The 13043-nt window shown below is 56.7% G+C and carries 13 protein-coding genes; 6 read left to right on the forward strand and 7 right to left on the reverse strand.

Annotated elements, in window-relative coordinates; genetic code table 11:
* Positions 1-11: 11 nt before the first annotated feature.
* The 7 genes from sdhD to BSK21_RS11445 all read right to left on the reverse strand — a co-directional run bounded on the left by sdhD (position 12) and on the right by BSK21_RS11445 (position 4578).
* Positions 12-383, reverse strand: coding sequence for a succinate dehydrogenase, hydrophobic membrane anchor protein (gene sdhD / locus BSK21_RS11415; protein WP_067550677.1), 372 nt, complete (start codon positions 381-383; stop codon positions 12-14).
* 10 nt (positions 384-393) lie between these two features.
* On the reverse strand, positions 394-786 hold the full coding sequence (gene sdhC / locus BSK21_RS11420) for a succinate dehydrogenase, cytochrome b556 subunit (protein WP_067550678.1): 393 nt from the start codon (positions 784-786) through the stop codon (positions 394-396).
* Between the two features lie 245 nt (positions 787-1031).
* The gene (locus tag BSK21_RS11425) at positions 1032-2060 is read right to left on the reverse strand and encodes a MaoC family dehydratase (protein WP_067550679.1); all 1029 of its coding nucleotides are present in this window, start codon (positions 2058-2060) and stop codon (positions 1032-1034) included.
* Positions 2057-2260, reverse strand: a complete 204-nt coding sequence (locus BSK21_RS11430) for a DUF1737 domain-containing protein (protein WP_067550680.1) — start codon at positions 2258-2260, stop codon at positions 2057-2059. The genes BSK21_RS11425 and BSK21_RS11430 overlap by 4 nt, the downstream gene beginning before the upstream one ends.
* A gap of 43 nt (positions 2261-2303) precedes the next feature.
* On the reverse strand, positions 2304-2849 hold the full coding sequence (locus BSK21_RS11435) for an NnrU family protein (RefSeq protein ID WP_067550681.1): 546 nt from the start codon (positions 2847-2849) through the stop codon (positions 2304-2306).
* Positions 2850-2882: 33 nt separating this feature from the next.
* Positions 2883-3731 carry a CoA ester lyase gene (locus tag BSK21_RS11440; RefSeq protein WP_067550682.1) on the reverse strand — a complete coding sequence of 283 codons (849 nt, stop codon included), beginning with the start codon at positions 3729-3731 and terminating at the stop codon, positions 2883-2885.
* 100 nt (positions 3732-3831) lie between these two features.
* Positions 3832-4578, reverse strand: a complete 747-nt coding sequence (locus tag BSK21_RS11445; RefSeq protein WP_067550683.1) for a sulfite exporter TauE/SafE family protein — start codon at positions 4576-4578, stop codon at positions 3832-3834.
* Positions 4579-4770: 192 nt separating this feature from the next.
* Between BSK21_RS11445 and mdh the strand changes: the two genes are divergently transcribed.
* The 6 genes from mdh (at position 4771) to odhB (ending at position 13031) form a co-directional block, all read left to right on the forward strand.
* The gene (mdh, locus tag BSK21_RS11450) at positions 4771-5733 is read left to right on the forward strand and encodes a malate dehydrogenase (RefSeq protein ID WP_067550684.1); all 963 of its coding nucleotides are present in this window, start codon (positions 4771-4773) and stop codon (positions 5731-5733) included.
* Positions 5734-5975: 242 nt separating this feature from the next.
* Positions 5976-7172: an ADP-forming succinate--CoA ligase subunit beta gene (gene sucC / locus BSK21_RS11455; RefSeq protein ID WP_067550685.1), complete on the forward strand. Its 1197-nt coding sequence runs from the start codon at positions 5976-5978 to the stop codon at positions 7170-7172.
* Positions 7173-7176: 4 nt separating this feature from the next.
* A complete protein-coding gene (sucD, locus tag BSK21_RS11460; protein ID WP_067550686.1) occupies positions 7177-8061 on the forward strand; it encodes a succinate--CoA ligase subunit alpha in 885 nt (294 codons plus the stop codon).
* A gap of 101 nt (positions 8062-8162) precedes the next feature.
* Entirely contained in the window at positions 8163-8858 is a 696-nt protein-coding gene (locus tag BSK21_RS11465) for a hypothetical protein (RefSeq protein WP_067550687.1), read from the forward strand.
* Between the two features lie 10 nt (positions 8859-8868).
* Positions 8869-11838, forward strand: coding sequence for a 2-oxoglutarate dehydrogenase E1 component (locus tag BSK21_RS11470; protein WP_067550688.1), 2970 nt, complete (start codon positions 8869-8871; stop codon positions 11836-11838).
* 2 nt (positions 11839-11840) lie between these two features.
* Entirely contained in the window at positions 11841-13031 is a 1191-nt protein-coding gene (odhB, locus tag BSK21_RS11475; RefSeq protein WP_067550689.1) for a 2-oxoglutarate dehydrogenase complex dihydrolipoyllysine-residue succinyltransferase, read from the forward strand.
* Positions 13032-13043: the final 12 nt, after the last annotated feature.

Below are 13043 nucleotides of genomic sequence, written 5' to 3' on the forward strand. Positions count from 1 at the left end.
GGTCGTATTCCTTACAGAGCCAGCTTCGCGAGCGCGAACAGGCCCGTTGCCATCAGAGCATAGGTGAAGGCGGTCATGAAAATGACTGACGCCTTGCGGGCGGTGCCGCGTGCGTAGTCTTCAATCATCATCTGGAAACCAGCGTTAAAGTGTTTCAGGCCGAAAACCAGAACGAGGCCCGTCAGGATCGCAGGGATCGGACGAGCAAAGGTCGCCTGAACAGTCGCATAATCGCTGCCCAGCGCATGGCCAAAGATATAGAGGAAGGTCGGCACGATCAGCGCGAGGCCAACAGCGCTCACCTGCATGTAGCGGTGATGTTCGGTGCCAGTGCCCGAAGCACCTTTGCCAACGGCACGTTTACGGTCGGTTAGATAACGCATCCCGTTCTCCTTAAACGATCACGATGGTCAGGATGGTCAGAACGACCGACCCGATGATGCAGGCCCAGCCCAGCTTTTCAGCGGTGGGGATGTCCATTCCGTGACCCGCATCAAAGTAGAGGTGACGCAGACCCGCGAGGAAGTGATACCAGATGCCCAGCGCCGAGAGAGTCATTACAACATCACCCACGAACGAGGTCAGGATAGCATTTGCAAAGTTAAAGTAGCTTTCCGACGTCGCCGCGGCGAACAGCCACCAAACAACCAGAAGCGTCGAAACGATCAGTGCGTTACCGGTGATGCGCGTCAGGATCGACGACATCGAAGTCAACTGTGGCCGGTAGTACGGGCCGATCATGAAAGGCGAAAGCGGACGTTCAACGCCCTTGGATTTTTCAGCCATGTGGGTCCCCTTTGGATTTGGGCAGCCATGCACGCAGGCGCACACGGGCCATCGCTGTCTGTTCTGACGTATAATTCCCGCTCTGTCACGCTATCCGATCAGGGTGATGGCCCAAAAAATGTCTGTTTTAGCGTTAACAGAGGGATTTGTGATCACGTAATTTTAACCTGTGATCACAAACTTATTCCCGACAGAAACTATAAGGAAATAAAGGCGCGACTCGCGTCACGCCCCTATTTTGCGTTTTAGATCGGCATCAGTGCCCAGTAGTCGAGATCGAGAAGGACACCCGGAAGATACTTGCCATCCTCGCCCTTCAACTGGCCCACTGACCCGTCACTGGTCGCAACCAACCGCAAACGAATAGCGCCAACGCCCGGCACATCGGTCTCGGCCTTATCCAGAACTTCGGACCATGCTTTAACCGTTGTCCCCGCAAAACACGGGTTCGCGTGAGCGCCGCCGTTCAGGCCAACGATCATCTGCGCATTCGCCAGACCATTGAACGACAAGGCCCGCGCCATCGAAATCACGTGACCTCCGTAGATCAAACGCCCCTCGGGACGGAAGGTCAGGTCAAAATGGACCTTCGCCGTGTTCTGCCACAGACGCGTTGCGATCATGTGCTCGGCCTCTTCGATGGTCACACCATCAACGTGGTCGATCACTTCGCCGATCTCATAATCACCCCAACGATGCTCTTCACCTGCGAGGCCAAAGTCATAGTCATCAAAGGTCAGACCTTCGGGAACGACCAGATCCTCAACCGACAGAACTTTTTTCAGGTCTGGCAGAACGGCTTCCGGTGCGGGCGCGTCGAGGTTGCCTTTGCGGACCATGACCCAGCGGACATATTCCAACACAACGTCGTCGTTTTGGTTGAACCCACGGGTGCGCACGTAAACCACGCCCGTTTTCCCGTTGGAGTTTTCTTTTACCCCGATCACTTGGGATTCCGACCGCAGTGTATCGCCCGGATAAACAGGAACCAGCCAGCGTCCTTCGGCATAACCGAGGTTCGCAACCGCGTTCAACGAAACGTCAGGCACAGTTTTGCCGAACACCACGTGGAACGCGATCAGATCGTCCAACGGCGACCCATCCAGACCGCAATCCGCAGCAAAAGCGTCCGACGAATACAGCGCGTGACGCGCTGGATAGAGCGCGTGATAGAGTGCGCGTTCGCCTTCGGCCACGGTGCGAGGCACCGCATGACGGATCACATCGCCGACTTTGTAGTCTTCGAAAAAGCGGCCTGAATTGGTTTTGGTCATAGCTGTCCTAACTTCATGTCTGGGGAATAGTCGGCGTCCACCTCTTTCACGACGGCTTGACCACAGCGCATCACGCCGCGGGCCGCATCAAAGGAATACGTGGGATCGCCATGCAGGCTCCAACCCTTGGAGAGGGCTTCGGTCACCTTGTGGCAGAAGGCCGAGGTGTCATCCTCGGAGAGAAAACGATAGGCAATCATTGGGTCGCGTCCTGTGCTGGCCGCGACCCGATAGGCAGCGGCATTAACCGAAGGGCATATAGCCCAGCAGGATATGGATATAGGCGATCACGCCGTAGACCAAGAGTGACCCGAACGCCGCGCCGATCTCTTTGCCCTTGGGTGCAGGCGCGGGTTTTTCCCACACGGGGTTCTGCGCGTTGATCAGCGCGATGGACACCACGGCCCAGATCAACATGCCACCAAACAGTACCACCGAAGCCCAGTCGCCGTTGGCGAGAAGGTGCGCGACCGACCACAAAATCACGCCAATCAGCATCGGATGACGCATCTTGCGCGCGATGGCAGTTTTCATTCCCGACGCCGCAAAGAGATACATCGACACGAGCATTAGCGTGTTGTTCGCATGTTTGCCCCACGCGGGCGGCGCGTAGGCCAGATCGGCCCACCACATCCGATAGCCAACGATCATCAAGCCGACCGACACAAAGAGCAGGATCGCGATCGGACCGCGCCCTTTGTCGCCCATAGCCGCCCGCTGTTCGGGTGCCAGTCGTTTGAAGAGATGTGCGCCGCTCCATAGCAATACGCCTAATATCAGTAGAATCATTCCGCCCCCTTTGGGCGGAACGCTCCGCCCGAATTAACTATCCAACGCGGCGATGGCCGCAGCTTTGGCAAGAGTTGCCCGCGCTGTCACAATATGCAGGTTTTCGACGATCTTGCCATCAACAACCGCAACGCCGAGCCCTTGCGCCTCAGCTTCTTCAAAGGCCGCGATCTGACGCTGGGCCAGTTCGATTTCGGCTTCGGTCGGGGCAAAAGCTGCGTTGGTGATTTCGACCTGTGCAGGGTGGATGAGCGACTTACCGTCATATCCCATGTCACGGCCCTGCTCGCACTCGACCTTGAGGCCTTCGTCATCTTTGAACGCGTTGTAGACACCATCAATGGCAATCACGCCATAAGCCTTAGCAGCCAATAGCGCCGCTTGAAGTGCGTATAGCAGCGGTTCGCGACGTTCTGCCTTGCGGGTGTTGAGATCTTTGGCGAGGTCATTGGTCCCCAGAACGAACCCTTCGATCGAGGGATGCGCCGCAATCGACGCGGCGTTGATAATGCCCAGTGGGGTTTCCATCATCGCCCAAATTTTCTTGTCACCGATGATCGCGGCCAGCGCGTCAACATCGGCGGTGGAGTTCACTTTGGGCAACAAAACCGCATCACACTCCATCTCGAGCGTCTCAGCAGCGTCGTCTTTGCCCCACTCGGTATCAAGACCGTTGATCCGCACGACACGGTATTTGTTCCCATAGCCGCCCTGATACAGCGCTTCTTTCAGAGTGTGCCGTGCGTTCACCTTTTCATCGGGCGCAACCGCGTCCTCAAGGTCAAAGAGAATTGCATCGACAGGAAGCCCCCGCGCCTTTTCCAAAGCACGCTCTTTCGAGCCAGGGATATACAGAGCTGAACGGAACGGACGGTCGGTCATGATTCTTCCTCGCAATAAAGTTGCGCAAAGATGACCTCATCCATTCGATTCATTCAACAGGCTTTTTGCCGCATCGCAGCGATACTTTGGGAGGAGAGCGTTAAATCTGCCCGAAACCGTCCCACAACAGCTTTACCGAAATCAGTAGAAGCGCACCCGTTACGATTTTGAAGAATGCCGCATCCGGAAGGATCCTCACCAAACGCGCACCGACCACAACAGAGATCGCAGCAGGCACCATGAGGAACCCTGCAATCTTTAGGCTGCTAAAGTTCACCTGCCCGAGCATCACGTAAGGGATCATCTTAATCCAGTTGATGTAGGCAAAGGCGATGGTCGAGGTGCCCGCAAAGGCGAGCTTTGATAGCTTCTGCGGCAGAACCCAGACCTGATAGGGCGGCCCACCTGCATGGCTCACAAAGCTGGTAAAGCCCGTCAGAACACCCCAGAACAGACCAGATGGCGTATGCGGCGCCTTTGCTGGAACCTCGCGGTTACGGCGCCAAATTAGGTTCAGGGCGAACACAAACCCGATCAAACCCACAAGTATCGTCACCCACCCTTTGGGCGTGATGCTGGCCGTCAGACCACCAATAGCGACCCCAACTGTGGCTCCCGCACAGATGATCACGATGACCCGTTTGTTGAACTCATGCCGATAGGTCCAGACGCCAACCACATCCGAGACGATGTAGACGGGCAGCAAAAGACCAGCCGCGACCACCGGATCAATGACGAGCGCTAAGAGCGGAACCGCGAGGTTACTCACGACGGGCAAACCGCCCTTACTCATACCGACGGAAATCGCAGAAAGAGTCGCCAAAACCCAAAAAAGAGTCCCGTCCATGCTGTTTTCCCTAGAATCACCCGTGTGATTCCCTGTGAAAATCCGCCACGGCATACCATTGTGTGCCGTTTTTTAGCGCAAACATCCTTTTAACAACAGGCGAAACCCTTTGCCGCATCGCAGCACTCTTGATTGCGGCGTTCCAAAAGACTACCCCTTGCGCCGACCACAACCCCTATCAAGGACGGAAAAATGGCTCGACCCAAGATTGCCCTTATCGGCGCTGGCCAGATCGGTGGCACCCTCGCCCACCTCGCAGCGATCAAGGAACTCGGTGATGTTGTTCTCTTCGACATCGCAGAAGGCACCCCGCAGGGCAAAGCCCTCGACATCGCGGAATCCGGCCCGTCGGAAGGCTTTGACGGCTCTTTCAAAGGCTCGAACGACTACGCTGACATCGCGGGCGCAGACGTTGTTATCGTAACTGCTGGTGTTCCCCGCAAACCGGGCATGTCCCGTGACGACCTGCTGGGCATCAACCTCAAAGTTATGAAATCGGTTGGCGAAGGCATCAAAGCTCACGCACCGGACGCATTTGTAATCTGCATCACCAACCCGCTCGACGCGATGGTTTGGGCTCTGCAGCAGTTCTCGGGCCTGCCCACCAAGAAAGTCGTCGGCATGGCTGGCGTTCTGGACTCGGCTCGTTTCAGCCACTTCCTCGCGACCGAATTCAACGTCTCCATGAAAGACGTTACTGCATTCGTTCTCGGCGGCCACGGCGACACCATGGTTCCTTCGGTTCGTTACTCGACCGTTGGCGGCATCCCGCTCCCGGATCTGGTAGAAATGGGCTGGACCACTCAGGACAAACTGGATGCGATCGTTCAGCGCACCCGTGACGGCGGCGCAGAGATCGTTGGCCTGCTGAAAACTGGTTCCGCGTTCTACGCACCGGCAACGTCTGCTATCGAAATGGCTGAAGCATACCTCAAAGATCAGAAGCGCGTTCTGCCTTGCGCAGCTTACTGTGACGGCGAAATCGGCGTTAAAGGTATGTACGTTGGCGTTCCGACCGTAATCGGCGGCAACGGCATCGAGCGCGTCATCGACATCAAGCTCAACAAAGAAGAGCAAGAGATGTTCGACAAGTCGGTTGATGCGGTCAAAGGTCTGATCGAAGCATGTAAAGCAATCGACCCGTCGCTGTCCTAATCGACACGACATCTGATTTGCAAAGGGCGGTCTTCGGGCCGCCCTTTTTCTATTTGCGACTCTTCACGGTCGAATCCGCCTTTGCACGCATGGCGAATGCCGCAACGCAACATTTGTGATCACACCCTTAAAACCTGTGATCACAAATGTCGGATTTTACCGCTCACACTAAAAATAAACGTTCTTTGCACCGTCATCATGTGCTTAGACGGTACAAACCGAAGCACAGCGAGGGACACTCGATGAACATTCATGAATACCAAGCCAAGGCGCTTCTGCGCAGCTACGGCGCACCCGTCTCTGACGGTCGCCCCGTTCTGAAAGCAGAAGATGCGAAAACTGCAGCTGGCGAACTCGATGGCCCGCTCTGGGTTGTTAAGTCGCAAATCCACGCAGGTGGCCGCGGCAAAGGCAAATTCGTAGAGCCTGAAGCCGGCGAAAAGGGCGGCGTTCGCCTCGCTTTCTCCGTCGAAGAAGCTGCCGAAATGGCAAAACAGATGCTGGGCAAGACCCTCGTCACCCACCAGACCGGTCCGGCTGGCAAACAGGTGAACCGCATCTACATCGAAGACGGCTCCGACATTGAACGTGAACTTTACCTCGCTCTGCTGATCGACCGTCAGACCTCGCGCGTTTCGTTCGTTTGCTCGACCGAAGGCGGCATGGACATTGAAGAAGTCGCAGCATCGACCCCTGAGAAGATCCTCTCGTTCTCTGTCGATCCGGCAACTGGCTACCAGCCATACCACGGCCGTCGCATCGCGTTCGCTCTGGGCCTCTCGGGCACTCAGGTCAAAGAATGCGTTAAGCTGATGGGCATCCTCTATAAAGCTTTCATCGAGAAAGACATGGAGATGCTGGAAATCAACCCGCTCATCGTTCTCGAAGGTTCGGGCAGCCTGAAACTGCTGGACGCAAAAGTTGGGTTCGACGGCAACGCGATCTACCGCCAGCCTGACATCGCTGAACTGCGCGACACCACCGAAGAAGACCCGAAAGAGCTGGAAGCGTCGAAATTCGACCTGAACTACATCGCTCTCGACGGTGAAATCGGCTGCATGGTGAACGGTGCTGGTCTCGCTATGGCGACCATGGACATCATCAAACTCTACGGCGCAGAGCCTGCTAACTTCCTCGACGTAGGTGGCGGCGCGACCAAAGAGAAAGTGACCGAAGCATTCAAAATCATCACCTCTGACCCGAACGTCAAAGGCATCCTCGTCAACATCTTCGGCGGCATCATGCGCTGCGACGTGATCGCAGAAGGCGTTATCGCTGCTGTCAAAGAAGTTGGCCTGAAGGTTCCGCTGGTTGTTCGTCTCGAAGGCACCAACGTCGAAAAAGGCAAAGAGATCATCAACAACTCTGGCCTCGACGTTATCGCTGCTGACAACCTGTCTGACGGCGCAGAGAAAATCGTGAAAGCGGTGAAAGGCTAAGACAATGGCAATCCTTGTAAACGAAAATACCAAAGTGATCTGCCAGGGCTTCACCGGCTCGCAGGGCACGTTCCACTCGGAACAAGCAATCGCTTACGGCACCAAAATGGTTGGCGGCGTGACCCCTGGTAAAGGCGGTCAAGAGCACCTCGGCCTGCCGGTTTTTGACTCGGTTCACGAAGCGAAAGCAAAAACCGAAGCAAACGCGACCGTAATCTACGTTCCGCCGCCGTTCGCAGCAGACTCGATCCTCGAAGCGATCGACGCTGAAATGGAACTGATCGTCTGCATCACCGAAGGCATTCCCGTGCTCGACATGATGAAGGTAAAGCGCGCGCTGATCGATTCCAAATCGCGCCTGATCGGTCCGAACTGCCCGGGTATCATCACCCCTGACGCATGTAAGATCGGCATTATGCCAGGTCACATCCACAAGCGTGGTTCGGTTGGCGTTGTGTCCCGTTCGGGCACCCTGACCTACGAAGCTGTGAAACAGACCGCTGACATCGGCCTCGGCCAATCGACTGCTGTTGGCATCGGCGGCGACCCAATCAAAGGCACAGAGCACATCGACGTGCTGGACATGTTCCTCGACGATCCGGAAACCCAATCGATCATCATGATCGGTGAAATCGGTGGCTCTGCAGAAGAGGAAGCCGCAGCATTCCTCGCTGAGCAGCGCAAAAAAGGCCGTTGGAAACCGACCGCTGGCTTCATCGCTGGCCGCACAGCCCCTCCGGGCCGTCGCATGGGTCACGCTGGCGCAATCGTCGCTGGCGGCAAAGGTGACGCAGAGTCCAAGATCGAAGCTATGAAGTCGGCAGGCATCATCGTTGCAGATAGCCCTGCAACGCTCGGTGAAGCTGTTCTGAAAGCGATCAAGGGCTAAGATGCGCCCGCGTGCTCGTCATATGCAAGACGCAGCGGTCAGCCTCGTGCTGGCCGCTCGTCGCGCATTTTCGGGCCAAGCTATTGGCGGAGGCTGCTGATATGCGCCGCCTTCGCCCCATTTTCGATTTTTCGACCTCGCGCGAAACGCTGGCACCTCGTGTGTTTGTCATGCTGATTGCCGCGCTGGGTCTGATCCTCGTCAGCGCCTTTGCTTATGGCGCGTCGAATGATCCTGATCGCCTCTCTCCTCCGTTTGATACCTGCTATGAGACCCGTGACGGCAAGGTTTCATATGTTGATGGCCTTGCATCTGAGGGATGGATTGATGTCGCCGACCGTGTGGGGGCCATTGCCCGCCTCACGGATGCATTTTTGCCGATCAACGTGCCAGAGCAGCCATCGGATTGGGCCGGTATCATGGCATATCGTAGCTCAAACGCCCTGCCCGATGCGAACACCCTCACCGAAGGCCGCGCAATCCTCGAACAAGAAGGCGCTACCCTACTGCTGGCGGGCTATCGTGCCGACAACGGCGATCTGATGGTAGAGTGCGCAATCGCGCTCCCTGACAGCCGCCTCACCGACAATTTCTTTGATGGTGCCGATCATGACGATGAGCACGAAGTCACAGTCACCGATGGCTACCGCATGATGACCCTATCTGGCATGCAAGCCGACGGCACCGAAGCCGCCATCTATGTCATTCAACTGGTTCCCGAAACAGAGCCAGTCCCGCCCCTTGCCGCGTCGAACGCTGTGTTGACGCGCCTGACCATTCCCGCCCCCTCGAACTGAGGTTCAAACTATGAACGATCAATCCCCGAACGACGTGTTCCACGCATCATCCTTCCTGCAAGGCCACAATGCGGAGTATATTGAGCAACTTTACGCTCGTTATGCTGACAACCCCAATGCAGTCGACGAAAGCTGGCGCGATTTCTTTGCATCGCTCGGCGACACTCCGTCTGAGGCAAAAGCCGAAGCCGCAGGTGCATCGTGGACCCGCCATGACTGGCCGCCGGTTCCGAACGACGACCTGACCGCTGCGCTGGATGGCCAGTGGCCGGCAGACGCCAAGGCGGCTGGGGATAAGATCAAAGCGAAAGCCGCCGAAAAGGGCGCTTCGATCTCTGAAGAGCAAGTTCGTCTCGCGGTTCTGGACTCGATCCGCGCGCTGATGATCATCCGCGCCTATCGTATCCGTGGTCACCTGATCGCTGACCTTGATCCGCTGGGCATGCGCGACACTGTTCCGCATCCAGAGTTGGACCCGAAATCCTATGGCTTCACGCCTGCGGACATGGATCGCCCGATCTTTATCGATAATGTTCTAGGTCTAGAAGTTGCGACCATGAACGAAATCATGGCAATCGTGCGCCGCACCTACTGCGGCACCTTTGCTCTGCAATACATGCACATCTCCGATCCCGAACAGGCGGGCTGGCTGAAAGAGCGGATCGAAGGTTTCGGTAAAGAGATCACTTTTACCCAGAATGGCCGTAAGGCGATCCTGAACAAACTGGTTGAAGCCGAAGGCTTTGAGAAGTTCCTCCATGTAAAATACATGGGCACCAAACGCTTTGGTCTGGACGGCGGCGAAAGCCTCATTCCGGCGATGGAACAGATCATCAAGCGCGGGGGCGCGCTGGGTGTGAAGGAAATCGTCATCGGTATGCCACACCGCGGTCGTCTGTCGGTTTTGGCAAACGTGATGTCCAAACCCTACCGCGCGATCTTTAACGAATTCCAAGGGGGGTCGTTCAAACCCGAAGACGTTGATGGTTCGGGCGACGTGAAATACCACCTCGGCGCATCGTCTGACCGTTCGTTCGACGGCAACGAAGTGCACCTCTCGCTGACCGCGAACCCATCCCACCTCGAAGCGGTGAACCCCGTTGTTCTGGGTAAGGCACGCGCGAAAACCGACCAGATGAACGACCAGACCCGTCACTCGGTTCTGCCTATCCTTCTGCACGGTGACGCTGCATTCGCAGGTCAGGGCGTTGTGGCCGAATGTTTCGCTCTGTCAGGCCTGCGCGGTCACCGCACTGGCGGCACCATCCACATCGTTGTGAACAACCAGATCGGTTTCACCACCGCACCGCACTTCTCGCGTTCGTCGCCGTATCCGACCGATAACGCACTGGTGGTTGAGGCTCCGATTTTCCACGTAAACGGTGACGACCCAGAGGCCGTTGTTCACGCTGCGAAAGTTGCGACCGAATTCCGCCAGAAGTTCCACAAAGACGTTGTCATCGACATCTTCTGCTACCGCCGCTTTGGTCACAACGAAGGCGACGAGCCGATGTTCACCAACCCGGCGATGTACAACCGCATCAAAAAGCACAAAACCACGCTCCAGCTCTATACAGAGCGTCTGGTCAAAGACGGCCTGATCCCCGAAGGCGAAATCGAGGATATGAAGGCACAGTTCCAAGCCCTTCTGAACGAAGAGTTCGAAGCTGGCCGTGAATACAAGCCGAACAAAGCTGACTGGCTTGATGGCCGTTGGTCGCACATGGACCGTCAGAAGCAGGGCAAATATCAGCGCGGCAAAACCGCGGTGAAAGAAGCGACCCTTAAAGAAGTTGGTCAGGCTCTGACCACCGTTCCTGAGGGCTTCAACCTGCACAAAACGGTGGGTCGCCAGCTCGAAGCGAAAAAGGCGATGTTTGACAACGGTACTGGCTTTGACTGGGCAACCGCAGAGGCATTAGCCTTTGGCTCGCTCCAACTCGAAGGCTATCCCGTTCGTCTATCGGGTCAGGACGCAACACGCGGCACTTTCTCGCAGCGTCATTCGGCCTTCATCGACCAGCAGACCGAAGATCGGTACTACCCGCTGAACCACATCCGCGAGGGTCAGGCTCAGTACGAAGTGATCGACTCCATGCTGTCCGAATACGCGGTTCTGGGCTTCGAATACGGCTACTCGTTGGCTGAACCGAACGCTCTGACCATGTGGGAAGCCCAGTTCGGCGACTTCGCAAACGGCGCGCAGATCATGTTCGACCAGTTCATCTGTTCGGGTGAATCAAAGTGGCTCCGTATGTCGGGCCTCGTGATGCTCCTGCCGCACGGCTTCGAAGGTCAAGGTCCGGAACACTCCTCCGCACGCCTCGAGCGCTTCTTGCAGCTCTGTGGTGGTGACAACTGGATCGTTGCAAACTGCTCGACCCCAGCGAACTACTTCCACATCCTGCGTCGCCAGTTGCACCGCAATTTCCGTAAGCCGCTGGTTCTGATGACGCCGAAATCGCTTCTGCGCCACAAACTCTGCGTCTCGGATATGGCTGATTTTGCAGAAGGTTCGTCGTTCCACCGCGTTCTGTGGGACGATGCGGACACCGAAAAGAAAACCGGTCGTTCGACAGCGAACCTCGTCTCTGACGACAAGATCAAGCGCGTCGTGATGTGTTCGGGCAAGGTCTATTACGACCTCCTCGAAGAGCGTGACGCACGCGGCATCGACGATGTCTACATCCTGCGTCTGGAACAGTTCTACCCGTTCCCAGCACAGTCGATGATGAAAGAGCTTGAGCGCTTTAAAGACGCCGAAATGGTTTGGTGTCAGGAAGAGCCGCGCAACCAAGGTGCATGGACCTTTGTTGAACCCAACATCGAATGGGTCCTCACCCGCATCAAAGCGAAACACAAGCGTCCAGTCTATGCTGGTCGCGCTCCATCGGCATCGCCCGCAACGGGCCTCGCCAGCCAACACAAAGCCCAACAAGAAGCCCTCGTTAACGAGGCGCTGACCATCGAAGGAAAATAACCATGAGCATCGAAGTCCGCGTGCCCACTCTGGGCGAAAGCGTCACCGAAGCCACCGTCGCAACTTGGTTCAAAAAACCAGGTGATGCGGTCGCCGTTGACGAAATGCTGTGCGAGCTGGAAACCGATAAGGTCACCGTCGAAGTGCCGTCTCCGGCGGCTGGCGTGATGGGCGATATCGTCGCGAACGAAGGCGACACTGTTGGCGTTGACGCCCTCCTCGCCCACATCAACGAAGGCGAAGGCGCTGCACCCGCACCGAAAGCAGCGGCGCCTGCTGCTGCTCCTGCCGCCGCTGCTGCACCGGCAGGCAAAGATGTTGAAGATGCACCGTCTGCCAAAAAGCTGATGGCTGAAAACAACATGGCTGCAGGCTCTGTTTCCGGCACAGGCAAAGACGGTCGCGTGATGAAAGAGGACGTTCTGAACGCTCTCAACACACCTAAAGCGGCGGCTCCTGCTGCGCCTGCCGCTCCACGCTCCGAGGCAAACGCCGCGCGCGAAGAGCGCGTAAAAATGACCAAGCTGCGCCAGACCATCGCGCGCCGCCTGAAAGAGTCGCAAAACACCGCCGCCATGCTCACCACCTACAACGAGGTGGACATGACCGAAGTGATGGCTCTGCGGAACCAGTACAAAGACCAGTTCGAGAAGAAACACAAAGTCAAACTCGGCTTCATGTCCTTCTTCACCAAAGCTTGCGTGCACGCTCTGAAAGAAGTGCCGGAAGTGAACGCCGAAATCGACGGCACCGACATCGTTTACAAGAACTACGTAAACATGGGTATCGCTGCAGGCACCCCGACTGGCCTCGTTGTTCCGGTCATCAACGACGCGGATCAGATGTCCTTTGCTGACATCGAAAAAGCGATCGCTGACAAAGGCGCACGCGCACGTGACGGCAAACTGTCCATGGCAGAAATGCAGGGCGGAACCTTCACCATCTCCAACGGCGGCGTCTACGGCTCGCTGATGTCCTCGCCCATCCTGAACCCCCCGCAGTCCGGTATCCTCGGCATGCACAAAATTCAGGACCGTCCGATGGCCATCAATGGTCAGGTCGTCATCCGTCCGATGATGTATCTGGCTCTGTCCTACGATCACCGCATCGTTGACGGCAAAGGCGCTGTAACCTTCCTCGTTCGCGTGAAGGAAGCCCTCGAAGATCCGCGCCGCCTGTTGATGGACCTGTAAGGCAAAGAGGCC

This window comes from Marivivens sp. JLT3646, assembly GCF_001908835.1.
Classification (GTDB): domain Bacteria; phylum Pseudomonadota; class Alphaproteobacteria; order Rhodobacterales; family Rhodobacteraceae; genus Marivivens; species Marivivens geojensis.

Excerpts from the sequence above, each read along its gene's own strand:
- sdhD (WP_067550677.1), bottom strand. The coding sequence starts at position 383 with ATGCGTTATCTAACCGACCGTAAACGTGCCGTTGGCAAAGGTGCTTCG.
- sdhC (WP_067550678.1), bottom strand. The coding sequence starts at position 786 with ATGGCTGAAAAATCCAAGGGCGTTGAACGTCCGCTTTCGCCTTTCATG.
- BSK21_RS11425 (WP_067550679.1), bottom strand. The coding sequence starts at position 2,060 with ATGACCAAAACCAATTCAGGCCGCTTTTTCGAAGACTACAAAGTCGGC.
- BSK21_RS11430 (WP_067550680.1), bottom strand. The coding sequence starts at position 2,260 with ATGATTGCCTATCGTTTTCTCTCCGAGGATGACACCTCGGCCTTCTGC.
- BSK21_RS11435 (WP_067550681.1), bottom strand. The coding sequence starts at position 2,849 with ATGATTCTACTGATATTAGGCGTATTGCTATGGAGCGGCGCACATCTC.
- BSK21_RS11440 (WP_067550682.1), bottom strand. The coding sequence starts at position 3,731 with ATGACCGACCGTCCGTTCCGTTCAGCTCTGTATATCCCTGGCTCGAAA.
- BSK21_RS11445 (WP_067550683.1), bottom strand. The coding sequence starts at position 4,578 with ATGGACGGGACTCTTTTTTGGGTTTTGGCGACTCTTTCTGCGATTTCC.
- mdh (WP_067550684.1), top strand. The coding sequence starts at position 4,771 with ATGGCTCGACCCAAGATTGCCCTTATCGGCGCTGGCCAGATCGGTGGC.
- sucC (WP_067550685.1), top strand. The coding sequence starts at position 5,976 with ATGAACATTCATGAATACCAAGCCAAGGCGCTTCTGCGCAGCTACGGC.
- sucD (WP_067550686.1), top strand. The coding sequence starts at position 7,177 with ATGGCAATCCTTGTAAACGAAAATACCAAAGTGATCTGCCAGGGCTTC.
- BSK21_RS11465 (WP_067550687.1), top strand. The coding sequence starts at position 8,163 with ATGCGCCGCCTTCGCCCCATTTTCGATTTTTCGACCTCGCGCGAAACG.
- BSK21_RS11470 (WP_067550688.1), top strand. The coding sequence starts at position 8,869 with ATGAACGATCAATCCCCGAACGACGTGTTCCACGCATCATCCTTCCTG.
- odhB (WP_067550689.1), top strand. The coding sequence starts at position 11,841 with ATGAGCATCGAAGTCCGCGTGCCCACTCTGGGCGAAAGCGTCACCGAA.